We start from the raw sequence: 26,705 nt of genomic DNA on the forward strand, positions 1-26,705 counted from the left end.
TGCTATTACAAACGTGAGGATGTGGAAGCACTCCTCGAAAAGTCGAACCGAAAGATACAATGACTATGGAACACGAAATCGTAAACAAAGAAACACCCGAGATGAAAGAACTCATCTCAGGCATTAGGGAAGTAAGTAAACGTATTCGGGAAATTGCCCAAACGCACCGTCCGCTCTTCGGGGGAGAAATCTACCTCACGGGGCGAGAGGTCTGCGAACGCCTTTTCGTCAGTCCTCGCACCTTGCAAGACTATCGGGACAAGGGCATTATTCCCTACACGCAGATTGCAGGGAAAATACTCTACAAACTTTCCGACATCAACCGACTGCTGCAAGAGAATTATAGGAGATAGAGCCTCTTGTAAGGAATGTTCCCCTGCCGTTTGGCAACCACATAGAAAGAACATTCCGAATGGTCACCCCAAAGATACCGAGCAATCTCGCAATCGCTCGGTATTTTTTGGGGATTGCTCGGTATCTTTTTCGCAATAAATCGAGTATATTTGCGTTATCAGGACAAAGCAACATCTTCCGCAAGCGAAATCCTCCGACTTCGGAAGAGGGACCAAAGGGGGAAACACTACTGAATTATGGCAAATAAACCAATGAAGCTTATGAATGATTTTATCAATGCTCTATGTAGCAATGCAAGGAATGAACGAATTCCCGAAGAACACGACTTCTTTGGCTGCTTGATAGGTGAATGGAACATCATGTGGAACGACCATTTGGAAGATGCCGAACCACGAAAAGTAAAGGGCGAATGGATATTTTCCCGAGTATTGGACGGTACGGCAGTTCAAGACCTCTTTATCGTTCCCTCTCGCAAGGAACGCCTGATAGATAAACAACTCGATGCCGAATACGGAACGACACTCCGTATTTTCAATCCCAAGACAATGGCGTGGGATATATTCTACGGTTGTATGGGCGAGGCTATCCGACTGACAGCCCGAAAGGTCGGCGAAGAAATTATCCTGACCGAAAACACGACGGAAAAAATGAGGTATGTATTCTCTGATACTGCGACTTCTTCTTTTCTGTGGAGAAAAGAGCGAATAAACGAAAACGGCGAGTGGCAAACCGTGGCGAAAGTAACGGCAGAGAGAAAACAAAATAAATGAACTGATGATGAAACAGAAAGTCTTATTTATCTTATTGAATGAATATACCGATTGGGAGGGAGCTTTTCTCTCCACGGCTCTTCACGTGGGTGTGATACCGGGCGGTGAAATAAAATACGAAGTGCATACCGTTGCACCGACATCGGACGCTGTCCGTTCAATCGGAGGTTTCAGAACTTTACCCGATTATTCTTTCGAGAATATGCCGAAAGATTATGCCGCCTTAGTGCTTATCGGTGGCAACCGTTGGACCTCGCCCGAAGCGAAACTTGTCATACCTTTGGTACAGAAGACTTTGGATAAAGGTAAAATTGTCGGGGCAATATGCAATGGTGCTTCATTCCTATGTTCACATGGTTTCTTGAACAACGTAAAACACACAGGCAACGGTCTCGACCAACTCAAAAAATGGGGCGGTTCCGGTTACACTAATGCGGAGAATTATGTGGAAGCACAAGCCGTTAGTGACAAGAATATTGTTACGGCAAATGGTGTAGGGCATTTGGAATTCACTCGTGAGATGCTTCTATTGCTGAAAGCCAACAATCCCGAGCAGATAGAGGCTTGGTACGATTTCTATAAAAATGGTTTCGTGAGATAAAGTTATTTTTCTGAGATACTAAACTTTACGTTCGTAACGTCAAACATAAGAGCCACGTTTCCATGCAATTTACAGAGCGTTTGGCAAGTTGTAACATCGCTAACAGACTATTCGTGGAGAAGTGATGTTGAAAAGATAGAGATCATATCAGACACGCAATTTGTAGAAATAACGAAGAGTGGATATAAGACAACTTTCACGATAACAAGACAAGAACCTTGTTGTCGATGGGAATTTGATTTGGAGAATGACAATATGAGAGGGCATTGGGTTGGTGTTTTCAGTGGAAATGAAAAAACAGCCTCGATTGATTTCACGGAGTACATAGAACCTAAGAAATGGTTTCCCAAACCGCTTGTAAAGATATATTTGAAGTACATGCAAGTCAGATATGTCAGGGATTTAAGGCAGACTTTGAAAAGAATATGACCATAGATTTTATCTGAAAATAAAAAAGCTATGCCACAAATAACCAAAGGAGGAAAGTTTATCTTCGGAATCTCTCATATTCGGGAAGATTTGACAATTCAGATACCCAAACAAGCTATCCATGAATATGCTCTTGCTGATATTGAAAACATCATTCTGATTACAGAAAGTAAAGCGACGGGAGGCTTCTGTATAACGACCTATCCACTTCTTTCTTCTTCAAAACTGTGTCATATATTGACAAATTGTCCTCAACTAAGGGAACAGACGCTACCAATGGGCAAACTGATAACCTATAAAGGAAGGGGTTATACTTGGGTGCCAATAGGAGAAGGAGGAATGATCAGCCTAACCCCTGAATTGATGAAGGCATTAAGATTGCAAGTCCATTCTGAATTATTGGCTATCAGAAGTAGCAATATCGCTTTCACAATGGAAGCAAAAGGGCCGTTGTGGGAAAAAGCGCAGGCTTTCAATGGTGAAATTACACGATATTAGTCGTAGAAAGGACTTGCTCCATAAAACGAAGCAAGTCCTTTCTGTTTAGTCTTAACCTCTCCTTTTTTGTGTGAGTTTCTCCATATCCTTTGAAATCTTGCTGTCCGTGATTTGAGCATAGATTTGTGTGCTGGCAATAGAGGAATGCCCCATCATTTTGGCAATGCTCTCCATCGGAATACCTGCCTCTAAAGTCAGTGTGCCGAAGCTATGTCGTGCCATGTGCCAAGTTAGCGGAGTGCGAATACCACAAGCCAAACCAATCGTTTTGAGGTAAGTGGATAATTTGCCTTTACTTATCGTATCGGGAAATACCTTGTAATCCCCCTTGCTCTTCTCTTTCGTGTAAAGGGCGAGTATCTGCTCCGCTATCGGATGCAGGGGTATCAAACTCTCTACCTCCGTTTTCTGTCTTGCCTTGCGGATATATCGCTTCCCCTCGTTGTTCGTTTCGATTTGCGAAACTCTCAAACTCTGTAAGTCGGCAAATGCCAAACTCGTAAAGACAGAGAAAAGAAACATTCTTCGGCTTAGTTCTGCCCCTTCGTCCTGCAACGGGAAAGCCAAGAGCTTTGCCACATCGCCCTTGCTCAGGAAACGAGGTTTGCGCTCCACCGCTTCGTACTTTGCTTCCTCAAACGGATTGAAACGTATTGTTCCCTGACTGACGGCTCGATACATCAGCCGACTCAACCAGCAGAGATGTCTGTTTATCGTTGCAGGAGCATAGCCCTCCTTTTTCAAATGGAAGCGATAATCATCAAAGAAGTCTATCGTAAGAGTCGTTAGGGAAATATCATCCTCTCCACGACTTCGCACAAAGGAGTTAAGTTGTCTGTCGGAACTTCGATTATTGCTATACGTCCCCTCTCTCTTGCTTTCCCGTTGGACTCTGAGTTCTTCTGCACTAAGGGCAAGAAGAGTTGTCGGAGTTCTCCCGATGCCTTGCAGGTGGTTCTTCAGAAGCTCGGCACTCACTACTCCATATTTGTAGAGCAATGTATTGTACCCCTGTTTGATTTCTCCCCGAAAGGTTTGCAGGCGTTGGTTGGTCTTCTTGTCCGTTGTCTCCCCTCGCCTCACACACCAATCGTGGGGAGTAGTGCTTTCGCCTGTGGTTATCACCACGTTCGCTCCGTCAATGGTGATACGACAAAGGATTGCCGTTGTGCCATCTGCTTTGACTTTATTCTTGTTGATATAGAATAGGATTTTGAATGTACTGCGCATAAGTCCTACAAGGTTAAGGTCAGGTTTTCAGTGAAAGAAAGAAATCGCTCGAACTCATCAAAGAGTTTCTTCGGAGTAACGTGGGCATATCGCTCGGTCGTTTGGATGTTGCTATGCCCCAACATTCGGCTTACCGTTTCGATGGGAACACCTCGTTCCAAAGTAATCAAGGTGGCAAAAGTGTGGCGACCGACGTGTGCCGAAAGGGGAATGGATATACCAGCCCTAAGTTGTAGGGCTTTGAGTTGGATAAGGTAAGCCGAATAGGCTATGGAAGCAAAAAGAGTGTTGCGTTCCTCCGATTGATACCGCTCTATCAAACGCACCGCTTCGGATAGGAGCTTTACACGACAAAGGGTATTGGTTTTCTGTCTGCGGAACTTCAACCACAATGCCCCTTCATCATCCGTAAAGAGGTGTTCCCGATTCAGGGCAATCATATCGCAATAGGCAACGCCTGTATAACAGGAGAAGAGAAAGAGATTGCGAGCGGTCTCCAACTCCACCTCATACGGCTCAAAGGTCAAGCCCAGCAACTTATCCAATGAAGCCCTATCCAAAGCCCGAGGCAATTTCTTATTCCCCCGTTCCACCTTGTTGTTCTCGAAAAGAAGTCTGTCGGCAAATCCTTTACGATATGCCAAACGACAAGCCTTCTTCAAACAGATGGAGAGGGTATAGAAATAGCTTTGTGAGAAACCTAATTCGCCTTTTATATACTGCTCAAAGAGAAGAAGAAAATCCTCCGTGATTTGACCGAAGGTTATATCGTCTGTTCTGAATTGTCGATGAATGAACGCCACAAAGTGCTGACGAGCCGAATGATAAATTCTCATTGATACAGGCTTTAGGTCAATCCCTACACGCATCTCCAACTCTTCCAACATCAGGTCATAGCACGCCAAGAAGGTTGTCTGGCTCTGCATACTGCCTTGAAACTGCTCCTTGATGTCTGTTGCCGTGAACACCGCACCTCGCTCGCAAAGGAGTCGATAAGCCGACTGCACCGAGAGAAGCAAACGTTCCAACTTGCCATTCGTTGCTACTGCTTCACGGCTCTTTCCGTTCAACCTGCTCTCACGAGCATTCCACAACTTCGGGTCGCACGATAGTTTACAACTGAATTGGGCGATAGTTCGCCCATAGGTTATACGCCCCATTATCGGAGCTTGTCCCGATTTGTCCAATCCGCTCTTTTTGAGGTAGAGCAACACCTTGAATTTGTCTGTTTGCATACGCTTCTTTTTTATGGGCAAAGTTACCCGTTACCAAAGCGTTTTCAGCTACGCAAAACATTGTGATACAAAGCATAAGCATCGCAACGACAGAAAGGTGAGTTACCGAACACTCTTCTGTCGGTTACCTTCTCCTGCCTCTTCGTTACCAATCGGAGAATGAACTAACGATTTGGTAACGGAACTTCTGCACAAATCCACATCTTCTGCACTTTATCTCTCTGAGCAAACCACCGAGATATGGCGCAAATCCCTCTCATTTCCATTTACTTACCTCTCATCCTCTCCCTAATACCCTTTCCCATAATAGTTGCGTATAAACTTTATCCATAAACCAAAACAACTTTATCTCTGGAGGAAAAGAACTTTCTCCCAGAGAGATACTGATTTTTAGACCGAGAGGAGCGAGTTGCAAGGGTATTCTTTCGGATAATTGTTGAGGAGAAAGTGGAAAAAGGCGGTGAATAGGTGCTGTGTGTGAAGGTGCATTGAGTTGGGATTTTCTTTTGTCAATATAGCCAAACTCAAGATTATAAAGAAGCATTGAGACAAAAGTTCTCAAGCAAGTTAAACCTTCTATCGCCCTTTTGAACTTCTCGATAATCTGCAACTGCGTTGTACTTGATACCAAAATCTGCAATTTGCTCTTTTTTTGCGATGCTTTTGTGTAGCTCTGCAACTTTATTGTACTTTTGCTTGTTAGAGAATAAAAGGCTACAAGATGGATGTATTAAGAGAAATAGCAAAACCGATAGAGGCTTTTCGTCGAGCCTTTGAGGTCTCTTTTGCAGACTCTTTCCAAAGTACCTCTGGACTGGTGCAAGAGGCTTTGAACCATGTAAATGGTACTACAGGTAAGCATATCCGCCCTTTATTACTTGGTTTATGTGCAGGAATGTGCGGGAGCACACCTTCGGAGGGGAGTGTAGATGCTGCCGTTCTTTTAGAGCTACTACACTCTGCTTCTTTGATTCATGATGATGTGATAGATCAGTCGCCCCGTCGTAGGGGAGCTTTGACGCTCAATGCTATGTACAGCAACCATGTAGCGGTCTTAGTGGGCGATTATTTGCTATCGGTTGCTTTTATGAGGGCTACCGATTCGGGCAATAAAGAGCTTATGTCTATCGCCTCTTCTGTTGGGAAAGCACTCTCAGAAGGAGAGTTGAGGCAAATAGAAGCAGCGCAGCGCAGCGATGTTACGACCGAAGAGCAATACATGGAGATTATAGAGAAAAAGACGGCGGCACTCTTTGAAGCTTTTGCTTTCTTAGGTGCTCGCAGTGTAGATGCCTCAAGTGAACAGCTTCTGCTATGCTCCTCTATTGGGAAAAATCTTGGTTATGCTTTCCAAATCAAGGATGATATATTCGATTATACTCCCTCGAAAGAGATTGGAAAACCGACGGGAAATGATATTCTCGAGGGAAAAATAACCCTGCCCCTTATCTGTGCCTATCAAAAAGCTTCTGAAGAGGAGCAAGAGACCATGCGTCATTGCATAAAAAGGGCTCAAAGCGAGGGAGAGGCTGTAACCGAATTAATAGAGATAGTACACAAGTTTGATGCTGTGTCGCTGGCGCACGAAAAACTCTCACTGTACACCGAAAAGGCACGAGAGGCTATACTACGTTTTCCAGACTCTCTCTATCGACAATCCATGTTACAGTTGGTAGACTTCTTAGTGGAGCGTAACTACTGATTCTATATCTCATTTCTCTTTCACTTTTCTAATCTTTTCGACGGAAAGGATTGCCCTTTATGCGCTTTCTATTCTTGGCAAAAAGGGGTTAGAAGATCTCTTTTTAAGACGCTCAAAAGCCTATTTTTTCGGCAAGATAGAACCCTATACACGGTAGAGTATTAGCGTTATGGTCTAAGTATCAATATTTTGTACTGTTTGATTTATTCTTTATCTTTGTTTCTCGTAGTTTGTTTTCTAATGTAGTTTTTTATTTTAGAACATTGAAATTATGAGTAAATATTGCAAGGTGGCAGTGCTTCTCTTTTTCTGTAGCTTTCTCTCCTGGGGAGTGAAGGGACAGATTGCAAGCAATCCTTCCTCTATGAAAGAGCATAGTCTACTGCAACTAATCCTAAAAGACCAGAGAGAGTTGATAGATACTCTCACCTCCATAGCCCAAGGGGCTAAACTAACCTCCAAAGAAGATCGCATCCCCGAAATAGTGCGCAATATCATTTCCGACGGTCGCAAATACTTGGGTAAGCCCTACAAGTGTAGAGGCATCGCTAAGTGGCCCCTTGATTGCTCTGGATTTCTATACTTTATCTACGGCAATCAAGGGATCTCTTTGGCTCGTACCAGCTATGCGATGCACTCGGAGTGTAAGAAGATAGAGCAACCAAGAGTAGGCGATTTGATTTTTTTCAAGGGAACTCGCAACCACAGACCCAATGGGGTAGGGCACGTTGCAATGGTAGTAGAAATCAAAGATGGTATCATCTACATGATGCATAGTTCCTCAAGAGGAATTGTTTGGGAGAATTTCACGGGGCGTAAGAACTACGAGAAGCGATTCGTATCCTATGGCCGTGTTACTGCACTAAATACCTATTGGCAAAATTTGGTTTAGAGAGAATTTATGTAAACACTACAAAATTTTCCCTTTTTGCAATAAGTAGTTGTTATTTTAACTATCTTTGCAGAAAGGGATTATTTTCTATTGTTTTGTATTGTTTGTTATTAGTGTTCACTTTTGATACATATAGCGTATGAAAAAAATTAGCTTATCATTAGCTCTTTTATGTACCTTGCTTTGTGGGGTACTACTTACAGGTTGCGAAGGTTTGAAGAGACCTAAAGACCCCAATAATCTCAAACCATCTGTTTCTCTTGAGGTTAAGAAAGACTTTCCTCTGGAGATAGACTTGGCAACCTTTAATCAAACAGCTCAAAACTCTGTGTTGAGAGCCGAGGCAGAGCGCATTTTATTTGAGGGTACTTTGCAGTGGAACTTGAAAGAGATATGCGAGAAAGCAGGCTTTCAAATAGAAAATTTGAAGCAATTTGAAGTAGAGGAAGTAACTATCAAATCGCACATACCTGCCGATTATAACGTAGGTTTCTTCAGAAAGCTCACCATCTTATCGGGCAAACCTCTCAACCTTTTTGCTCAAAGTGATGATAGTAATGATCAAAATCAAATCACTTTCACCATCCAAGATAGGGATATCCTTAAGTTGTTAAAGAACAATGAGCTTGCTATCAAACTTGTAACTACTCAAAAAGTTGCCGTTCCTATGGTAGAAAAATTGGTGCTGAAGATTTCTTTCAAGGGTAAGATCAAGATAATGAAGTAAATCATCAAGTAAATACTTGTAATAGGCATGAATAAAAGGATTATTTTCTTCGCTTTTTTAGCTCTTTTTACTCTCTCTTCTCTTAGGGCTCAGGAGCCATTGGCAGAGGGGGTAGGGAGTTTTTCCATAGATGATACGGCCAATTCTTCTCTCTCTTTGCAGACGATGGATAGCCATAATCCTTGGGAAACAACCCTTCAAAGTGCTCCTGTAACGGGCAAAATGAACTCGCTGGATATACACGGGGCATTGGGCTTTCGAATGGCTTTTCCCAATGGAATACAGTTTTCCACCGCTTTTTCTCTTCTACCCGAATTGACGGCACGTGCTGGTTTTAGTTTTTTCTCTATCGCTCTTTTCAATCGAGACATTGCATGGCAAGAAATTCACCACAAGAGTGAAAACCAACCCGAACCAGATAACCTCCTCGACCTTAGAACTTCGGTTAAGTTTAGCAACTTCCAAGGGCTTTTTTTAGTAGATTATCATCCCTTTAAAAATTGGTTTCGATTAACGGGAGGGTTCTTTCTCGGGCGCATGAAGTTCAAGTCCAATATCACTTTGATAGACCACAAAACGAAGGAACCTATAAGTTTAGACAACGAAATCTTTGATCCAGCAAGCAATGGTACTATAATCCTGCAGGATGATTCGGATAGTAGCAGAGAGATTGTTTTTAAGGTCGAAGAAAAACCATCTTTGGAGTTGACTCTCAATTTTGGGCGTATTTTTCAACCTTACTTAGGGATTGGTGGAGGATATAGTGTACCTAAAACGCCTATATCCTTTGTTTGGGATTTGGGTTTCGTAGTAGCAGGGAAGCCAAGACTCTACTCTCCCAACGTGGTAAGAGGAGACCTAAATAGCCTTTTGGACTATTCAAAAGAGGCGCAGGTAGCACTCTATCGCATGCAGATTTTACCCGTTGCCAATTTGGGTATATCGGTAAGGCTCTTTTAATACCGACTTTTGGGTGATATTATCCTCTTGAAATACCCCAATAAGCCCTTGTAAGGGAATTGGACTTAGGGTTTGTATAGGCTCTTTTCGGAGCTTCTGAGACGATTGAATACGAAAAAAGTCTCATCCTTTGCTCTCTGATAGAGACGCAGGGTGAGACTTTCTCTTTTATTAGGTAGGGAGGCTTAATTGAGCTCCTTAATAGCTTTCTGTAGGTTGCTTACCAAGCTGCTCGCTCCTATGCGGAAGAGGGAGGGCGTAAGCCACTCTTTGCCGAGTATTTCCGATACGACACAATAGTACTTTACAGCATCTTCTGCCGTGCGCACCCCGCCCGAAACTTTTATTCCTATACGTTTATTGTAGCGTTGGTAATACTCTTTTATCACGTGACACATGGTGTAAACAGCCTCTAAGGTAGCCCCAGGAAACTCTTTGCCCGTAGAGGTTTTGATGAAATCGGCACCACTAAAGAGTGAGAGGATAGAGGCTTGTCGAATCAATTCGGGTTCCTTTAGTGCTCCTGTCTCCAATATAACTTTGAGCAGAGCTCCGCGACAAGAGGCTTTTTGCTCCTCTATTTCCACGGCAACGGGTGCATACTCTTTGCTTAAAAAGTGATTCAAATTGAGCACAATGTCTATCTCATTAGCCCCTGAGGCCACAGTAAGTGCCGTTTCGGCATACTTAATCTCTTCAAAAGTCTGCGAAGTGGGGAAGCCTCCACTTACTGCCGCAATATGTACGTTGAGAGCTTTGAGGTACTTCTTCACCACGGGCACTTGCAGAGGGTACACACATATCGCTGCTACATTAGGCAATCCCTCAGAGTTTCCCTCCAGTTGATTGGTATTATCCACCAATTGTTTGATGCTCTGCTCTGTGTCGGTTGCCGAGAGAGAGGTAAGGTCTATCGTACTGTGCAGGAAGTGTAACACCTCTTTTTGGTATGCCTTATCGTAGTTTTTTGTTATAATTTCTTCCACTTGTGCCGTAATCTTTTCTTGTGGAAGGGCAGGGGCAAACAGCTCAAATGTATCGGTATATTTCTTCTTTTCCATAGTGTACTAACTATTTAGTTTAGGATTGTTTTTGTGTCTTTGTTGGTCTCTCTCTGTCTTTTTGGCTATGTTCTTTTGGATAGCCTCCTCTAAATCGATGCCAGTTTGGTTGGCAATGCAGGTGAGTACCCATAGCACATCGGCTATTTCATCGGCGAGCTCTTTCTTTTTGTCTCCTTCTTTAGAGCTCTGCTCTCCGTAGGTACGCGCCATAATCCTTGCCACTTCGCCTACTTCCTCACATAGGATTGCCATGTTGGTCAGTTCCGAGAAGTAGCGAACGCCATACTCTTTAATCCATTTATCTACATCGTTTTGTAGCTCTTTGAGTGTCATTTTTTTTTGTTTATTTGTTTGACAATCAACTGTTTATATGTTTTCTTCGGTGTCTATAACGATAGTTACGGGTCCATCATTGATGAGAGAAACTTGCATATCTGCACCAAATTTACCTCGAGCGATACTTTTGCCGAGTGTTTGCTCCATAAGAGAGCAGAAACGGTCGTAAAGAGGTTCGCTGATAGCTCCTTTGGCCGCTTTTATATAGCTGGGTCTATTCCCCTTTTTGGTGTTGGCCATAAGGGTGAATTGGCTTACCATAAGCACCTCTCCCTCTACGTCCATCACGGAGCGATTCATAACCCCTTCTTCGTCGTCGAATATACGCAGAGCGGCTACTTTCTTGCAAAGGTACTCTATTTCTCTATCGCCATCATTCTCTGTAATGCCTACCAAAATCATTAGTCCTCGTTGTATCGAGGAGAATAGTTGGCCCTCTATCTCTACGGAGGCTTTGCGTACTCTTTGTATTACCAGTTTCATGGTTGTTTTCTATGATCTGTTACTCTTCTTTTCGTCTGTTGTTGTTCTGTTTTCTTCGGAGGGGTGGAGGGCTTCAAAGAGAAGTTTACCCCGTTGAGCTCCTATCGATTGCATAAGTTCCTCCCTACTCGCTTTTTTGAGTCGAGCAACACTTTTGTACTCTTTGAGGAGCGTTTCTCGCAGTTTGCTACCGATGCCTTTGATGTTGTCCAACTCTGAAACGGTTTGTCCCTTACTGCGTAATGTGCGGTGGAATGTGATGCCAAATCGGTGGGCTTCGTCACGAATATGTTGTAGTGTGCGGAGCGTGTCGGATCCTCTTTTGAGGAAAAGAGGAATCGGGTTATCGGGGTAGAAGACTTCTTCGAGCCGTTCGGCGAGTCCTATTACCTCTACTTGTTCCAGGATACCCAGTTCTCGTAGCGTTTCTACCGCTACCCCGAGCTGTCCCTTACCACCGTCTATGACGATGAGGTCGGGTAGTGGCTCCTCTTGGCTCAGTACTCTGCTGTAGCGACGTGTAATGATTTCCTGCATAGAGGCATAGTCGTTGGGTCCAATTACACTTTTCACGTGGAACTTTCGGTAGGAAGACTTGCGCGGCTTGCCGTTGTAAAAGACGACGCAGGCTGCTACGGGATGCGTGCCTTGTATATTGGAGTTGTCGAAACACTCTATAAGTCTGGGGTATTTCTTCAGGCGCAAATCCTCTTTCATGTGCTGCATCAGTTGCAGAGCCCGTTGCTCGGGGTTGAGTTTCTCGGCACGTTTTAATTGGTCTAACTTGTACTGACGTACATTGTTGTAGGAGAGATCGAGCAAATGCTTCTTTTCTCCCTGTTTGGGTATGGTAAGCTTGCACCGTTTGTTGGGTTGCCATTCTATGGGATAGGGTAGTATGATCTCCTCTGCCTCGCTCTGAAAACGTTGGCGTAGCTCTATGATAGCTGTGGTTAGGAGGTCTTCTCGGCTCTCGTCGATGGGCTTTTTCCACTCCAAAGTCATAGCGCGGACAATGGCTCCCTCGTGTACCTGCATCATATTTATATAGGCCTTGCTGTCCTCTTCGTCATAGCTAAAGACATCTACATCGTGCTGTATTTGGGGGGCTACAGTGTGTTTGTTGGTGTAGTTTTGGAGCATGTCGAGTTGGTCTTTCTCTGCTGCCGCTGCTTCGTAGAGTTCTTTTTCGGCATAGGCATACATCTTGTCGCTTGTTGCCTGTATAAGTTGCTTCAAATTGCCTTTGAGTAGCTCGGTAGCTTCTTGTATCTTTTTGTTGTATTCTGCCCACGATATTTTCCCTACGCAGGGGGCTTCGCATCGTTTGATGTGATATTGAAGGCAAGTTTGGAAGGCTCCTTTTTGGATGTTTTCTTGGGTCAATTTGAGGCGACAGGTGCGTGTCTTGTAGAGTTCCCGTATGAGTTGCACCATTTTATGTGCATTCCCGACATTGGTGTAGGGGCCAAAGAATGTGCCATAGTTCTGTACTCTGTTGCGGGTAACTAATATACGGGGGAACTCTTCCTTGGTAACCACGATACTGGGGTACGACTTGTCGTCCTTGAGAAGTATGTTGTATTTGGGCTTATGGGTCTTGATAAGGCTATTTTCGAGCAGGAGTGCTTCGCTCTCATCTTCTACCACAATGTACTTTATCTCTCGTATGGAGGCTACCAAGAGCCTTGTTTTGCGGTCGGTATGCTCTTTGGTAAAGTAGCTTGCCACACGTCTTCTGAGGTTTTTGGCCTTACCGACATAAATGATAGTATCGTTTTCATCGAAGTACTGGTAGCATCCTGGGAGCTCTGGTATCGTGGGGATTATCTTTTTTATTTCCTCAAGAGTCATCTTTTTGGGAGTCTTTTTCTCTTTTCACGTGAAACAAAAGTAGCGTTACTTTTGACACAAAACAATGAGAATACTGATGTCGTGTGGCGAAACACCAGGGATGCGTGCCGCTTGTCCTATGGTGATGGGGCGTATCTTGTCTAATTTTTGTCGTGCTTCTGTCGATAGACTCTCTATTTTGAGGTAATCAAAACGATCGCCCAGTTTTATGTTTTCGAGGCGCACCATCTTATCGGCCTGCATCTTTTCACGCTCTATATAGCCTGCATATTTAATGGCAATTTCGGTAGCCTCGATAACTTCGCTACGAGAAGTCGTCATAGCATCGGTGCGCTCTTTAACCTTAGGAAGTAGTTGCAGAGCAAGGGCGAAGGTTACCTTCGTACGCAACAAAAACTCTCTTAGTTTGATAGCATGCTTTAGGGGTTGCTCTCCGATCTCTTCCAGTGTGCTGTTTACGAGCTCGGGTTTGACCGAATAGCTACTTGTAAAGGCCAATAACTCTTTGATCGCTGCCTGTTTTTGGGTGAAGAGAGCAATCCTCTCGGGCGAAGCTAACCCCAGTTCGATAGCTTTCGGGGTGAGCCTTTCATCGGCATTGTCTTGACGAAGGAGCGTGCGGAACTCTGCTCGTGAGGTAAACATGCGGTAGGGTTCGTCCACCCCTTTCGTTACAAGGTCGTCGATGAGCACCCCTATGTAGGCTTCGTTGCGTCCTAAGATAAGAGGCTCTTTACCATTCAGCGCGTTGTGCGCATTGATACCTGCCAAAAGCCCCTGTGCTGCCGCTTCTTCGTATCCCGTAGTTCCGTTGATTTGCCCTGCAAAATAGAGCCCTGATATCTGTTTGGTCTCCAATGAATGTTGTAGTTGCGTGGGGTCGAAATAGTCGTATTCGATAGCATATCCTGGGCGATAGATGCGCACATTACGTAGAGCGGGAATTGTTTTGAGGGCATTGATTTGCGTCTCTACTGGGAGCGAAGAGGAGAATCCATTCAGGTAGTATTCGTTGGTTTGCGCTCCCTCAGGTTCGAGGAACAGTTGGTGTGCCGTCTTATCGGCAAAGGTAACAATCTTCGTTTCGATACTGGGGCAGTAGCGAGGCCCTATGCTGTCAATCTGACCATTATAAAGGGGCGATTCATCCAGCGAACCTCTTAGCACTTCATGGCACTCCTCATTGGTGTAGAGGATGTGACAGGGCAGTTGGGGCATACGTGTGGTCGATGGGGTCGTAAGAAAGGAAAAGGCGTGGAACTCCTCATCTCCCTCTTGCAAGCTCGTGAGACTCCAGTCTACGCTACGGCCGTCGATACGTGCGGGGGTACCCGTTTTCATACGTCCTGCCGAGAAACCGAGGCGGGTTAATTGGTCGGTTATGCCGTAAGAGGCGGGTTCACTTATACGTCCTCCTGGCAGCATGGTAGCACCGAAGTGCATGAGACCGCCCAAGAAGGTACCTACGGTGAGGATAACTTTGGGAGCATAAAATTTTTTCTTCAGCGATGTTTCTACGCCCACTATGCTATCTCCGTCGAAGATGAGCTGTGTAACGTTATCTTGCCATATATCGAGCTTTTCGATTGCATCGAGCTTTTGCCGCCACTGCTCCATGAAACGCATGCGATCTATCTGGGCGCGAGGGCTCCACATAGCAGGCCCTTTGCTACGGTTGAGCATACGGAACTGAATGGAAGAAGCATCGGAAACAATGCCTGACAAGCCCCCGAGGGCATCTATCTCCCGTACAATTTGCCCTTTGGCTATACCTCCCATGGCGGGGTTACAGCTCATTTGGGCTATTTTGTTCATATCGAGGGTTATGAGGAGTACATGCGAACCCATGGTTGCCGCTGCTGCTGCTGCCTCGCACCCTGCGTGTCCACCCCCTACTACTATAATATCGTAATCGAATGTATGCGTCATTTTCTTCTCCTTGGAGCAATGGTTATTATCAAAGCAAAATTAGTTATTTACCTTTTATTGAGACCGTTGCATCGGCTCTAAAAACTCTTTTGGCTTGATGGTACCCTAAATAGAGACCATTGCCGTTAGTTGTTACCCTTGTGGAGGGTTATTAATTTATTGGTTATAGTTCTTATTATCAATTTATTAAGTGCAATTTTCGGATTGTTTGCTTTGTGTGAAAATCCCTTTTTATTGCCTCTCTAAGCCTTGGGGGTATAGAATTTCTTCTACAGCTCTCTAATTATGTTTAGTTGGAAGAGGGTCGTTTTTTCCGTTGATCAAGTCTTCTGCTTTTGAGGTAGGAGAGGAAAGAGGGTTTGAGGCAGGGCTTCGGTATCCAAAGGCTATGTCTCTTTTTTTGGGGGGGTAGGGGTGTTACTTGAAAAAGCCTATAATCTCTTGAAAAGTTTCCTCCTATAGAAACTTAAGTTTCCACCTATGATAACTCGAGTTTCCTTCTGTGACAACTTTCCCTTGCACGTGTGGTAAATAAGCACTCGTGCCATGCTCTTAAGTTGTACTTGTGGAATGAACTGCTCAAAAAAGAGGCTGGCCATAATGGATGATGACACAGCCTTGCATTTCTTATGAGACGGCACTTGCTACTATTCTACCATTCGGTACCAGACAGTAAAAGAACCGTCCTTTTCGTACTCAACGTGTATTTCAAAGTCTTTACTTTCTTTGATTTTATCTGCTATTTCGTATGCTATTCTAACGGCATCGAGCTTTCCTTTGCCCCCGAGCACCCATCCTTCATCTTTTGGAGGGTTATCGGCTCTTAGTTCGTTATTTTGTCTTACTAAAAGATTGGCGAAAGCTGTTGATACTATATAATCCTCTTGAGTTAAGGTTGTATACCCCTTTGATGAGGCACTATACAAGATATAAAAGCTTTCAGTAGGGTATTTTTCCATTCCATCAGTGATAACCTTCCCAAGTTGAGTCTCTTTTATTTGAGTCTCTTTAAGATTCGGTTTGATACCATTTTTATTGCCTTGACATGACGCTAGAGTCAATAAAGACAATCCTATGGATAAAAGTAGGTATAATCCTTTTTTGTATTCCATATTATTAGAGTCTTTTTGTTGTTAGTTTAATGATAATCTGTCAAGCATCTCGTAAAATTTAGAGTTATATATATATCGCACCGCAAATATATATATATGTAAAATATGATTCTTGTGGTATGTAATATTTTCAAAATTATTATCTGCTGTTTGTCTTTAAGAATGCTACTGCGGAGTGTTTCGTATGCTTTAATTCTATATTTTTGCGTGCAAGAGACTATGATGCTTTACGGATTATTCCTTTCAGGTAGGAATTACTTGGCGAGGAGTAGGCAGTAGGGGACCCAGCAGTAGAACTATTATTCCAAAAAGATTGAAAGCTATGGTAAGATTCGGTGGCGCAAGAGGTCGTATCACCTCAAGGGTGATATGCTTTTTTATGGTGGCTTCGCTAATGGTATTCTCTTCGTGCAAGACGAGGGCTGTTTTGTCGAGCAAGGTAGCGTTGGGCATGACCCAGCAAGAGGTGGTAAAGATCTGCGGTAAGCCCTATAAACAGAGTGCACGGCGAGACCCTGCCAATAACTTGCAGGAGGAGTACTTCTATAAGGAGAAGATTTGGGACGATGCTTGGTCGTCCGACGAAACGACGGTTAATCACGTATTCGTCTTCAACAATGGCATTTTGATGGCTATCGAGCAGGCAGAAGAGCATCACAACAGTACCAAAAGACATACGGTAATAAATCTCTAAGCACTCTATATAAAAGTATCTTTGTGATACGTAGTAATGAGGGTGGGGCAAAAGCAATTTTGTCGCCCCCTCTTGCTATTTTTGAGAGCTCCTATATTCTTTTTGCAAAACCCTATGGGGTGCTCTTTATTTCTCTATTATCTTTTGTACTTTTGTGCGTAACTTATTAGTAGAAAAAGAGTGGTAGTGACCGAACGAATTTATATTCCCGAAGATGTTGATTTGGGAGTCTTTTATGGGGTCAATAGAGAGCACTTGATTTTATTGCGTACCCTCTTCCCCAAGATACGGCTCTTAGTGGCCGATGGGGCTTTGAAGATTTTGGGCGAGGCTTCTGCCATAGATCAGTTTGTATTAGTACTGGATGCTTTGGTGGCACACACACAGAAGTACAATCAGCTCAACGAAGAGGCTATCCGACGCATCGCCCGAGGCGAAGATGCCTCTACCCCCGAGCCTGCCTACCATATACTCTATGGCACTAAGGGCAAGAGTATTGCCGCAAGGGGCAAGAATCAGCAACGCATGGTAGAGGCTTTCAATACGAAAGATATGATCTTTGCGGTGGGTCCTGCTGGTACGGGTAAAACGTTTATAGCCATCTCTTTGGCTGTAAAGGCTTTGAAAGAGCGTCGCATTCGTCGCATAATCCTCTCTCGTCCTGCAGTCGAAGCGGGCGAAAAGTTGGGCTTCTTGCCTGGGGAGATGAAAGATAAGTTAGACCCCTATTTGCAACCGTTGTACGATGCTTTGGAGGAGATGATTCCGCAGCCTCGTCTCAAAGATTATATCGAGTTAGGGACTATACAGATAGCCCCGCTGGCCTATATGCGTGGGCGTACGCTCAACGATGCCGTAATCATATTGGACGAAGCGCAGAATACGACGGTGCATCAGATGAAGATGTTTCTCACTCGTATGGGGTACTACTCCAAAATGATTATTACGGGCGATGTTACCCAGATAGACCTCCCGTACGGCGTGCGCTCGGGATTGAAGCATGCACAGCAAGTCTTGGGTGGCATTAATTCGATAGCCCATATCGAGTTTGAGCAGGGCGATATCGTACGCCATCCTTTGGTACAGCAGATTGTCGAGGCTTACGATAAGGACGATATCCGTAGAGCCGAGGAGCGCAAAGAGAGAACGAAAGAAGAGAATATAAATACTATAAATGAAGGCGCGTTATGAAGTTAGAGACATTACTCCGCACAGATTATCATTTCCCTGGGCAGCAGAGCGTTTACCATGGTAAGGTACGTGATGTGTATTTTTTAGAGGGAGATCTTGTAGCGATGATTGCTACAGACCGCATCTCGGCATTCGATGTTGTTTTGCCCGAGGGTATACCCTACAAAGGTCAGGTGCTGAACCAAATTGCCGCTGGGCAGTTAGACGCTACCGCCGATATTGTACCCAACTGGAAGATAGCAACTCCAGATCCTATGGTTACCATAGGTCATCGATGCGAACCCTTTAAGGTAGAAATGGTTATCCGTGGCTATATTACGGGTAGTGCATGGCGTGCCTATAGCGAGGGCGAACGTACTATTTGCGGTATTAACCTCCCCGACGGCTTGCGCGAAAACCAACGCTTCGACCAGCCCATTATAACCCCTACAACCAAAGCCGACGAGGGGCACGATGAAAACATATCTCGCGAAGAAATCATTCGTCAAGGTATCGTCTCCGAGGAAGATTATATCCTTTTGGAGCAATATACGCAGGCTCTTTTTGCACGTGGTACAGAGTTGGCACGTGAAAAGGGGCTTATACTGGTCGATACGAAGTATGAGTTTGGTAAGAAGGATGGCAAGATTTACCTGATTGATGAGATTCATACCCCCGATTCCTCTCGCTATTTTTATGCCGAAGGGTTTGAAGAACGCTTCCAAAAGGGCGAACCCCAACGTCAGTTGTCTAAGGAGTTTGTGCGTCGCTGGCTTACCGAAAACGGCTTTATGGGTCGTGCTGGAGAGCAGATTCCCGAGATGACCCCCGAGTATTGCAAGAGTGTTTCCGACCGTTATATCGAGCTCTATGAGCATGTAACAGGCAAGCCTTTTGAGCGTACGGAGCAATCCCATCTCTCGGAGCGTATCGAGCAGAATATACTTCGCTTTCTTGAGCAACGTCGATAAACGTCAACCTTAACGGTTTTCAGTATAGATTTATTTATCGGAGGGCATACTCTTCCTATCCGTCTTTACAGTAGGGTCGGGAAGAGGTGCTCCATCGTTTTCTGTTTCTAATTTATGCTTACTCAAACAACGTCTAAAACCGAGCGTGTGCGCACTATGTTCAACGATATTGCCACACGGTATGACTTGTTGAATAAACTTATGACCTTTGGGGTAGATCGCTCTTGGCGCAACGATGCTGTCTCCCTGTTGGAAGAGGTACAACCCTCTACGCTACTCGATGTGGCGGTAGGTACGGCCGATCTCTCGCTCCAAATAGCCCAGAAGATTTCCTCTTTGCAGTCGATTGTAGGGGTAGACATTTCTAAGGAGATGCTCGAGAAGGGAGAGGAGAAAGTGGCTAAGAGCAACTTTACAACCCCTATAACTCTTATGGAGGCTAATTGCGAGGCTTTGCCCTTTGCAGAGGGGTCTTTCGATGCCGTTACATGTGCTTTTGGAGTACGTAACTTTGAGCGTCTGGAGCAATCTCTCACCGAGATGCACCGAGTTACCGTAGAGGGGGGGCATATTGTTATATTGGAGCTCTCTATTCCGCGCAACTCATTGCTCCGTATGGGATATACCTTTTGGACGCATACGTTCGTTCCTTTTGTCGGTTCGTTTGTGGCGCACAATAGAGAGGCTTATCACTACTTACCCCGTTCGGTGGTAGCTATGCCCCAGTACGAGGCTTTTACTTCGCTGCTTAGTCAGGTGGGTTATCGCAATGTCTCTTTTACGCCTCTCTCGGGGGGTATAGCCACTTTATACCAAGCTGTCAAATGAAAGAATATGCACTTATAGGACATCCAGTCGAGCATTCCAAGTCTAAGGATTTTTTCAACGAGAAGTTCCGTCTTGAGGGTATTGATGCGCAGTACATAAACGTCGATTTAGAGAGCCTGAACCGTCTGAAGCGTTTTCTCTTATTACACCCTCATTTGTGTGGTTTTAACGTAACCAGTCCCTTCAAAAGAGCTATTGTTCCCTATCTGCAGGAGTTAGACCTCGAGGCAAACTATGTAGGGGCTGTCAATACTGTGGTGGTACAAAGGCGTTTTTGGGGCAGGAGGCATCTTATTGGGTTCAATACCGATGTGGAGGGTTTCTACCAATCTATGCTCTCTATTATGAAGCCCCATTACAACCAAGCACTTATCTTAGGTACGGGTGGGGCTGCCCTTGCCGTAGAGAGAGCCTTTAAGAAATTGGGTATTATGGCACTGATGGCGAGCCGAAGAGTGGGAGTGCAGGGTACGATAGGGTACGACCAACTTACGCCCGATTTGTTGGCTAAGTGCCCCATAGTCGTAAATGCTACGCCCGTGGGTATGAGCCCTCACATCTTAGACATGCCTCTTATTCCTTACGAGGCTTTGACGCCCGATCATCTCTGTTACGACCTTATCTATGCTCCCGAGGAGACTCGTTTTTTACGTCATGCGCGTCTGCAGGGAGCAGTTACTAAAAATGGTATCGATATGCTTTTGATTCAAGCCAATGAGAATTGGCGTATCTGGAGCGAGTATGGGAGGTAAGCATGGCAGAAGCTCTTTGCCGTACGGGGCAATGAGCTATCCTCAAGAGGAGAAATAATGCTTCAAAGCGACGAAGTGAGGCTTATTTTTGCCGAATATCTTGTTAGATTGAAAAAATGTAGTACTTTTGTCGTGCGTTTTGGAACAGATTGTTTCAAATGGCGAGATAGCTCAGCTGGTTAGAGCGCATGATTCATAATCATGAGGTCCCCGGTTCAATCCCGGGTCTCGCTACGTTTTTTGAGTCTTAGAGATAGGGGGGAGAGTGTCGAAGTTATTTCGGCACTCTTTTTTTTGTATATATGCACAAGATTTTTTGTAGGCAGATGGGGGCAAGAGGGTTATTTCTTTAGCTTCTTTGTGTCGCTCTGAAAGAGAGGGGGGTAGTGTATGCTAAATAATTCTAACAGTTATTTCTAAAGCATCGCTTTTGCTTATTTTTGCTCTGAAATACAAATAAGTGAACGAATAGTATAAAGATTGAACCCCCAACCATCGTTATGAGCGAGTTTATTAATAATTCTTCGCAGAGAAAAGAGATGCTCAAGCACCTCATTCTGCAGTTGCATAAAGGAGACAATCCAGAGGCTTTGCGCCAACAGCTTATAGAGCGTTTGCGTGCCATACCTTACAATGAAGTCGTAGAGGTAGAGCAGGAACTGATCAATAGTAAGGAGCTAAAGGAGGAGGAGATACTCCACTTCTGCGACCTGCACACGCAAGCTCTTGAGGGAGCTATCGACCAAACCGAGGCAAAGCAGGTGCCAGCAGGCCACCCCGTAGATACTTTTAAGAAGGAGAACGCCGCTTTGCAGCAGGAGATAGAGCGTTACGAGGCTTTGCGCACACGGGTACAGTCCGAAACCCTCTCACAGGAGGAGTTGTCAGCTCTCTTTCTGCAAATTCATAAGGTGTTTAACAACTTGGCAGACGTCGACAAACATTACAAACGTAAGGAGTTTTTGCTCTTCCCTTACTTGGAGCAGAGGGGCATCACAGGTCCCCCCAAGGTGATGTGGGGTAAGCATGACGAGGTGCGTGCGCTGCTTAAAAGTGTTTTTGAGGCTATCCATGCTGGTTGTCCCGCGCAGGAAGAGCTTGTTGGGCTTATGGAGTTGGTCTTTGATCCTGCCGTAGAGCAGATAGGAGGCATGATATTCAAGGAGGAAAATATCCTCTTCCCGATGTCTTTAGATACGCTTTCAGAGTCTGACTGGGCTAAGGTGTACGAAGAAACTATGGATTTTGGCTACTGTCTCATCGACCCTACCGACGAGTGGGAGCCCAAGGAAGAGCCGCTTCAAGAGGCACAATATATTCAGAGCGATGCTATCCGACTCTCTTCGGGAGCCTTTAGTGTCAAAGAGTTGGAGGCACTTTTTGTCCACTTGCCGATAGATATAACCTTTGTCGACAAGGATGATAAGGTGCGTTTCTTCTCGCACAGTCCCAAGCGTGTTTTCGAGCGCAATCGCTCTATCATCGGTCGTGATGTGCGTATGTGCCATCCCCCTGGTAGCGTTCATATCGTAGAGCAGATTATTGAGGACTTTAAGAGCGGTCGTGAGCATAAGGCGGCTTTCTGGCTGAGCAACTTCCAAGGACGCTTTGTCTATATCGAGTACTCTGCCGTACGCTCGCCCGAGGGGGAATATCTCGGTGTGGTAGAAGTTACACAAGACCTAACCGAACTAAGAAAACTGGAGGGCGATCAGCGTCTGCTCTCCTATACCCAAAAGTAATACGCTAAACCGATCCCACCTCTACGACCCTATGTAGCTGTCGAGAGGTGGGAGTTTTCTTTTAGATTATGTCAGAACAAAAGTTATTTATCACCCCCGAAACTACCGTGGCAGAGCTCTTGGAGCACTACCCTGGACTGGAGCAAAGGCTCTTGGAGCTATCACCTGCCTTTGCTAAGCTCAAGAACCCTATCCTAAGGCGTACGGTAGCACGTATTACAACCCTCCAGAGGGCTGCACAAGTGGCTGGGCTGAATGCTGTGGATATGGTCAATACATTACGTCGGGCGGTTGGTGAGCCTCTCTTGGAAAGTGAGAGCTTTAAGGCTGCCGAGGAGGAACTTCTTATGCGTTTACCCATGGAGTTGGGCTCGCCAGAGGTTACGCTACGTTTTGATATACGTCCTCTATTGGAGCGAGGGGAGTATCCCAAAACGCAACTTATGGAGCGGGTAAAAGAGATGGGGTATAGTGATGTCTTGGAGTTGATCGCCTCTTTTCCGCCTCTGCCTGTGATAGAGATCTTGTTGGGACAAGGCTTTCAGGTAAGTAGAGCGGCTCGCTCGGAAGATGGAGCCCTGCGTTACTATGTGCGTCGCTCTTAGGTTGTCTCTTTGATAAGGGGGAATAACTTCATTGAACCTTTTCAGAAAGCCCATTTTACAGGTGTAAAAGTTGCTTTCTTTACGTGGTTTTTTTCTATTTGCAATCTACGTATATGTATATTTAGATTACGTTTATATATATTCAACTTGCGTATATGTATATTCAATCTTAATATAGAGAATTGTGTGTGTTGAAAAGAGAAAGTCTGCGTGATAAAAGTATTAAAATAGTGCCTATGCAGAGAAAAGTTTACCTATGGCTCTTTCTTTTTTCTCTCTTTTTTCTCCTCTAACGCTAAGGGGGAGGGGGCAGGAACTTGCACACATTTTTTCGGAAACTACCCATATAGCCCTCCTTTTATATAACATCCCCTTGCTTCAATCCCAACTAAGTCAAGATGAGGCAAGGGGGAAGAAAGTCAATTATGGTAGTGTTAGCTCTTAAAGATGGGGAATCATAACCTTAACAGTCTTTGCCCCTGAAGCGGTTATGAACAGCAGACCAGAGGGGAGGTTTTTTAATTCGCACTCGCCGTTCACGAGCTTTTCTTCGCCTACTCGCTCACCTGTGGTATTGTACACGACCACACTCCCCTCGCTGTTATGTGGGTGGCGGAGGGTTAGGTCTCGTCCTCTTTGAGAGATCTCTGGCGTTATATCGGGGTTGCCTGCAATCTTCTCAACGCTATCCACAATGGCATCTTCGTACAGAAAGTCTACATACATATAGAGAGTAGACTGAAAAGCAAGATACCCCACCGTTACGTTGGTTTTTGTAGATGCTTGGTACATCTTCCACATATTGGTGTTGGTGTCGATTCCTTTATCTTCAAATCCATGCTCTTTGAGCCACTTCCAAACGGCACAAATCTTAGGTATCTTCACTCGTTCCCAAGAGGAAGCTATGAGCGTTTTACGGTAAAGTTGATTCTTTGAGTTGAACATCAAGAGCGAGACGGGGAAGTCAAGATTGTCGCTCAAGTACGCCTCTAAACCGACACGAGACTCCTCGGGTACGTTGGGGTGCATATCCCAGTAAGTAGAGGTAAAGTGCTTCAATCCGTGCTGTTCCAAAATCGCAGTAGCAGCCTCGCGCGAATGTCCCCAAGGGATATCTACCGGAGCCATTACAAAGGGAACATCTTGCTTGACCTCTACGGTAAAGGTTGCTTGCCCGAGTGGGGAGTTCAGATCGGCTTGGTCTGTAGTTCCAGGTACTGCTTTGTAGGCATTCATGGTTACTTGAGCCGTTCCGACAGACTTGGCGATGAACGTGTTTCCGTTAGAGCGAACCACACTCTCATTGTCGCTCTTGTAGCGGATTACATAACGATTTTTGCCTGCTACATGCTCAACCATTTTGGGGCTGTACTCCTTAATAGGCATACGATAGAGATAGTTTACGGGGATTTCGCAACGCTCCTTTAAGAGAACGATACGCTCCTTATCCTGTTCTTGTGCCGTAGCAATGGAGCAAGAGAAACCGAGGAATAATACGGTTATGAGGGTCTTAAGAATATATTTTTTCATACTATTGGAGTAATTAGAATAGGGGTATTACAATTTTTTGCGCCACGCTTTCACCTTTGCTATTGATTGCTCTTACGATGTAGCAAGCTCCTTGGGTCAGTTGCTCGGGAGAACAAGAAGTTCCATCCATAGCATATACAGCTACCGAATGCATGCCTTCGGGTACAATCAGTTTGCCGTTCACTACGCAGAATAGAGCCTCTACGACCTCGATAGCCTTGGTAGCAGTCGGTTGCCATGAGCCGTCCCCGAAAGGTAGCGGGAAGCCATCATTCTTACCCTCGAATATCTCCCATGGATAGAAGTCTCTCCCGAGATTGAGTTTCTTTAAGAGCGTTTCACTCTTCATCTCTGCGGCAGTCATAGCCTCTCCATACAAGGGTTTGTCGGATGTGATCTTGTAAACGTCGCCATTGTAGTAATTGTTCTTAAGGTTGAATGTTTGAGAGTCGTCCACCGCCCCTACCGTGATGGGGAATACTTCGTCGGTGCCTTCTACGATAGCTGCATTATAGCAGTAGGCAATGTTTACCGTAGAGGGAATGCCAGGTTGTAGTAGTCCTGCAATTCCACAGGCCACAGAGCCTTCACTCGAAATTTTACCCGTATTGGCACAGTCTTGTATGGTTATAGGACCATCTTCTATGTAGCCGACAATACCAGCTATCTGACCACTTCTTGTGTAGATGGAGCCCATATTCACGCACTTAGAAATGGAAGAGCCTTGCACGCTGTTTACAGCAAGTATACCCCCAGCCCCCATAGAGCTTGTTACCTGTATGGTAGCAGCAGAAGTACACTTTTCTATGGTCGAGGGTTCCCCAAAAGCTCCACAGGCAATACCTCCTGCATAAGAGTGCTTGGTAGCAGTTATAGTTACATCTTTCTCGACATGGCAGTCTGAAATATGAGAGCCAATGATAGCTGCTGTAATACCACCCACTATGGCGTCGGCTTTGATTCTACTGTCCGATAGAGTTAGGTGCTCGATGCGAGCATTTTTCAAGGAGCCAAACAAAGCTACACCGATGTAATTCTTTCCGTTGAATTCGAGGGTCAATTTGCTTACTTTGTGCCCTCCTCCATCGTAGTGGCCACTGAAGTAGCGGTTGTTGGTTCCCTGCACTCCAAAGTTGGTGCCGATAGGTGTCATATTTTTGTAGTTCGACATGTCTATATCGGCTGTTTGCTTGAAGTATTTTCCAGCGAAGGTGTTCTTATCCTCATCGACACCAGTGGATAACTCCCACAAGTGCTCTGGGGCACTAATCAGGTAGGGCGACTCTTGAGTACCATCTCCCCCACCAAAGATATAAACCCCTTTTTCGCGAACTACCTTGGCACTAAGTTGTAGTTCGGCAGAAAGCTCGCCGCAGACCACTGCAAGGGACGACTTAATTTCTCCCAGAGAGGAGGGGGAACAGGTTATCTCCAACTCCAAAACGCCAGCAGGCTCTTCTGGAGTAAAGGTGGTCGGTTGAACCGAAAAGAACGCTTTACCCGCCTCTGCAATGTTAATGGTAATAGCCTGATTTACGAGGTTCTTGTAGGTTAGAGCTGCCTTTAAGGTTTTGCTTTCTCCCTTGTGCATCTCTCCGAAGACTATTTCTGGTTCGTTGAATTTTAGTACGGGTTGTGTAGGCTCTTCCTCTTCGTAGTCGCTAATGGCGAGGTTGTCGATGTTGAAAGCCGATTGGAATTTCTTGCCATTCTTCAGATCAAAAGAGGAGTAGTCGGCACGGATGATGCGTACCAATCCCTCGGTAACATTGACACGTCGGCTGAATTGGCTCACTTCCATACTGGGAGTAAAGGAGTTACCCACGGGAGACCACGTAGTTCCCCCATCTTCCGATACTTCCAGAATCCAAGCGATTTGCTTTTGCGCATGTTTCTTGTAGGCACGGTAGTCAAAAGATACGGTGCCTATCCCCCCTGGTTTATTCTCTTTTAGTTGCAGGTAGGGCATTTCTTTCATGTAGGACTTCTCTCCATAAATACGTGCCGAGCCTTTTCCGTCTACATAGTCGTCGGCATCTCCATTGCATCGGAGCGAATAGCTTACCCACTTCAAGCCGTTGAGGGTTAGTTCTAACTTTTTGTGTTGATCTCCAATAGCTTTCTTGGCATCTTCAAAATCGTAACTCCAGTTCTGACTCTCCTGAGCGCAGAGCCTCAATGAAGCGAATAGAGCCAAGCATACAAACAAAAATGCAGTAGTAACTTTTTTCATCTCG

At 45.1% G+C, this 26,705-nt stretch carries 26 protein-coding genes and 1 tRNA gene; 16 read left to right on the forward strand and 11 right to left on the reverse strand.

What is annotated here, in order from left to right:
• Positions 1-65: 65 nt before the first annotated feature.
• The 4 genes from B5D06_RS06870 to B5D06_RS06895 all read left to right on the forward strand — a co-directional run bounded on the left by B5D06_RS06870 (position 66) and on the right by B5D06_RS06895 (position 2,652).
• Positions 66-353 (forward strand): helix-turn-helix domain-containing protein, encoded by a 288-nt coding sequence (locus B5D06_RS06870; protein WP_078737269.1) that lies wholly within the window; start codon positions 66-68, stop codon positions 351-353.
• Between the two features lie 261 nt (positions 354-614).
• A complete protein-coding gene (locus B5D06_RS06880; RefSeq protein ID WP_078737321.1) occupies positions 615-1,124 on the forward strand; it encodes a hypothetical protein in 510 nt (169 codons plus the stop codon).
• A 7-nt stretch (positions 1,125-1,131) separates the two neighbouring features.
• Entirely contained in the window at positions 1,132-1,725 is a 594-nt protein-coding gene (locus tag B5D06_RS06885) for a type 1 glutamine amidotransferase family protein (protein ID WP_373759933.1), read from the forward strand.
• 459 nt (positions 1,726-2,184) lie between these two features.
• Positions 2,185-2,652 (forward strand): hypothetical protein, encoded by a 468-nt coding sequence (locus tag B5D06_RS06895; RefSeq protein WP_078737272.1) that lies wholly within the window; start codon positions 2,185-2,187, stop codon positions 2,650-2,652.
• Positions 2,653-2,703: 51 nt separating this feature from the next.
• Here the strand turns inward: B5D06_RS06895 and B5D06_RS06900 are convergent, their stop codons facing one another.
• Together B5D06_RS06900 and B5D06_RS06905 are read right to left on the reverse strand one after the other, a co-directional pair.
• Positions 2,704-3,882, reverse strand: a complete 1,179-nt coding sequence (locus B5D06_RS06900; RefSeq protein ID WP_078737273.1) for a site-specific integrase — start codon at positions 3,880-3,882, stop codon at positions 2,704-2,706.
• A 5-nt stretch (positions 3,883-3,887) separates the two neighbouring features.
• Positions 3,888-5,117: a site-specific integrase gene (locus tag B5D06_RS06905; RefSeq protein ID WP_078737274.1), complete on the reverse strand. Its 1,230-nt coding sequence runs from the start codon at positions 5,115-5,117 to the stop codon at positions 3,888-3,890.
• 721 nt (positions 5,118-5,838) lie between these two features.
• Here B5D06_RS06905 and B5D06_RS06915 point away from each other — a divergent pair.
• The 4 genes from B5D06_RS06915 to B5D06_RS06930 all read left to right on the forward strand — a co-directional run bounded on the left by B5D06_RS06915 (position 5,839) and on the right by B5D06_RS06930 (position 9,398).
• Positions 5,839-6,819: a polyprenyl synthetase family protein gene (locus tag B5D06_RS06915; RefSeq protein WP_078737276.1), complete on the forward strand. Its 981-nt coding sequence runs from the start codon at positions 5,839-5,841 to the stop codon at positions 6,817-6,819.
• A 271-nt stretch (positions 6,820-7,090) separates the two neighbouring features.
• Positions 7,091-7,711, forward strand: a complete 621-nt coding sequence (locus B5D06_RS06920) for a C40 family peptidase (RefSeq protein WP_078737277.1) — start codon at positions 7,091-7,093, stop codon at positions 7,709-7,711.
• A gap of 139 nt (positions 7,712-7,850) precedes the next feature.
• Positions 7,851-8,438 (forward strand): hypothetical protein, encoded by a 588-nt coding sequence (locus B5D06_RS06925; protein WP_078737278.1) that lies wholly within the window; start codon positions 7,851-7,853, stop codon positions 8,436-8,438.
• Positions 8,439-8,465: 27 nt separating this feature from the next.
• Positions 8,466-9,398 carry a hypothetical protein gene (locus B5D06_RS06930; RefSeq protein WP_078737279.1) on the forward strand — a complete coding sequence of 311 codons (933 nt, stop codon included), beginning with the start codon at positions 8,466-8,468 and terminating at the stop codon, positions 9,396-9,398.
• Positions 9,399-9,583: 185 nt separating this feature from the next.
• Here the strand turns inward: B5D06_RS06930 and deoC are convergent, their stop codons facing one another.
• The 7 genes from deoC to B5D06_RS09075 form a co-directional block, all read right to left on the reverse strand.
• On the reverse strand, positions 9,584-10,459 hold the full coding sequence (deoC, locus tag B5D06_RS06935) for a deoxyribose-phosphate aldolase (RefSeq protein ID WP_078737280.1): 876 nt from the start codon (positions 10,457-10,459) through the stop codon (positions 9,584-9,586).
• Positions 10,460-10,465: 6 nt separating this feature from the next.
• Entirely contained in the window at positions 10,466-10,795 is a 330-nt protein-coding gene (locus tag B5D06_RS06940; RefSeq protein ID WP_078737281.1) for a nucleotide pyrophosphohydrolase, read from the reverse strand.
• Positions 10,796-10,828: 33 nt separating this feature from the next.
• Positions 10,829-11,281: a D-aminoacyl-tRNA deacylase gene (dtd, locus tag B5D06_RS06945; protein WP_078737282.1), complete on the reverse strand. Its 453-nt coding sequence runs from the start codon at positions 11,279-11,281 to the stop codon at positions 10,829-10,831.
• A gap of 9 nt (positions 11,282-11,290) precedes the next feature.
• Positions 11,291-13,135: an excinuclease ABC subunit UvrC gene (uvrC, locus tag B5D06_RS06950; RefSeq protein WP_078737283.1), complete on the reverse strand. Its 1,845-nt coding sequence runs from the start codon at positions 13,133-13,135 to the stop codon at positions 11,291-11,293.
• 45 nt (positions 13,136-13,180) lie between these two features.
• Complete coding sequence (gene mnmG, locus B5D06_RS06955) at positions 13,181-15,064, reverse strand: tRNA uridine-5-carboxymethylaminomethyl(34) synthesis enzyme MnmG (protein ID WP_078737284.1); 1,884 nt, start codon at positions 15,062-15,064, stop codon at positions 13,181-13,183.
• A gap of 647 nt (positions 15,065-15,711) precedes the next feature.
• On the reverse strand, positions 15,712-16,176 hold the full coding sequence (locus B5D06_RS06960; protein ID WP_078737285.1) for a hypothetical protein: 465 nt from the start codon (positions 16,174-16,176) through the stop codon (positions 15,712-15,714).
• 243 nt (positions 16,177-16,419) lie between these two features.
• Complete coding sequence (locus tag B5D06_RS09075; RefSeq protein WP_078737286.1) at positions 16,420-16,629, reverse strand: hypothetical protein; 210 nt, start codon at positions 16,627-16,629, stop codon at positions 16,420-16,422.
• Between B5D06_RS09075 and B5D06_RS06970 the strand changes: the two genes are divergently transcribed.
• The 8 genes from B5D06_RS06970 (at position 16,628) to B5D06_RS07005 (ending at position 22,938) form a co-directional block, all read left to right on the forward strand.
• On the forward strand, positions 16,628-16,870 hold the full coding sequence (locus tag B5D06_RS06970) for a hypothetical protein (RefSeq protein WP_078737287.1): 243 nt from the start codon (positions 16,628-16,630) through the stop codon (positions 16,868-16,870). The two genes, B5D06_RS09075 and B5D06_RS06970, sit on opposite strands and share 2 nt — an antisense overlap.
• A gap of 186 nt (positions 16,871-17,056) precedes the next feature.
• On the forward strand, positions 17,057-18,061 hold the full coding sequence (locus tag B5D06_RS06975; RefSeq protein ID WP_078737288.1) for a PhoH family protein: 1,005 nt from the start codon (positions 17,057-17,059) through the stop codon (positions 18,059-18,061).
• The gene (locus tag B5D06_RS06980; RefSeq protein ID WP_078737289.1) at positions 18,058-19,011 is read left to right on the forward strand and encodes a phosphoribosylaminoimidazolesuccinocarboxamide synthase; all 954 of its coding nucleotides are present in this window, start codon (positions 18,058-18,060) and stop codon (positions 19,009-19,011) included. The genes B5D06_RS06975 and B5D06_RS06980 overlap by 4 nt, the downstream gene beginning before the upstream one ends.
• A 156-nt stretch (positions 19,012-19,167) precedes the next feature.
• Positions 19,168-19,839, forward strand: a complete 672-nt coding sequence (gene ubiE, locus B5D06_RS06985) for a bifunctional demethylmenaquinone methyltransferase/2-methoxy-6-polyprenyl-1,4-benzoquinol methylase UbiE (RefSeq protein ID WP_234989573.1) — start codon at positions 19,168-19,170, stop codon at positions 19,837-19,839.
• Complete coding sequence (locus B5D06_RS06990) at positions 19,836-20,591, forward strand: shikimate dehydrogenase family protein (protein ID WP_078737291.1); 756 nt, start codon at positions 19,836-19,838, stop codon at positions 20,589-20,591. Before ubiE ends, B5D06_RS06990 begins: the two co-directional genes overlap by 4 nt.
• Positions 20,592-20,751: 160 nt before the next feature.
• A tRNA-Met gene (locus B5D06_RS06995) sits at positions 20,752-20,825 on the forward strand.
• A 266-nt stretch (positions 20,826-21,091) separates the two neighbouring features.
• Positions 21,092-22,333 carry a DUF438 domain-containing protein gene (locus tag B5D06_RS07000; protein ID WP_078737292.1) on the forward strand — a complete coding sequence of 414 codons (1,242 nt, stop codon included), beginning with the start codon at positions 21,092-21,094 and terminating at the stop codon, positions 22,331-22,333.
• Between the two features lie 68 nt (positions 22,334-22,401).
• On the forward strand, positions 22,402-22,938 hold the full coding sequence (locus B5D06_RS07005) for a DUF1858 domain-containing protein (protein WP_078737293.1): 537 nt from the start codon (positions 22,402-22,404) through the stop codon (positions 22,936-22,938).
• A gap of 441 nt (positions 22,939-23,379) precedes the next feature.
• Here the strand turns inward: B5D06_RS07005 and B5D06_RS07015 are convergent, their stop codons facing one another.
• Together B5D06_RS07015 and B5D06_RS07020 are read right to left on the reverse strand one after the other, a co-directional pair.
• Positions 23,380-24,468, reverse strand: coding sequence for a hypothetical protein (locus B5D06_RS07015; protein WP_078737295.1), 1,089 nt, complete (start codon positions 24,466-24,468; stop codon positions 23,380-23,382).
• 13 nt (positions 24,469-24,481) lie between these two features.
• Positions 24,482-26,701, reverse strand: a complete 2,220-nt coding sequence (locus B5D06_RS07020; protein WP_078737296.1) for a hypothetical protein — start codon at positions 26,699-26,701, stop codon at positions 24,482-24,484.
• Positions 26,702-26,705: the final 4 nt, after the last annotated feature.

Origin of the sequence: Porphyromonas circumdentaria, from assembly GCF_900167105.1 — a bacterium.
GTDB classification, from domain to species: domain Bacteria; phylum Bacteroidota; class Bacteroidia; order Bacteroidales; family Porphyromonadaceae; genus Porphyromonas; species Porphyromonas circumdentaria.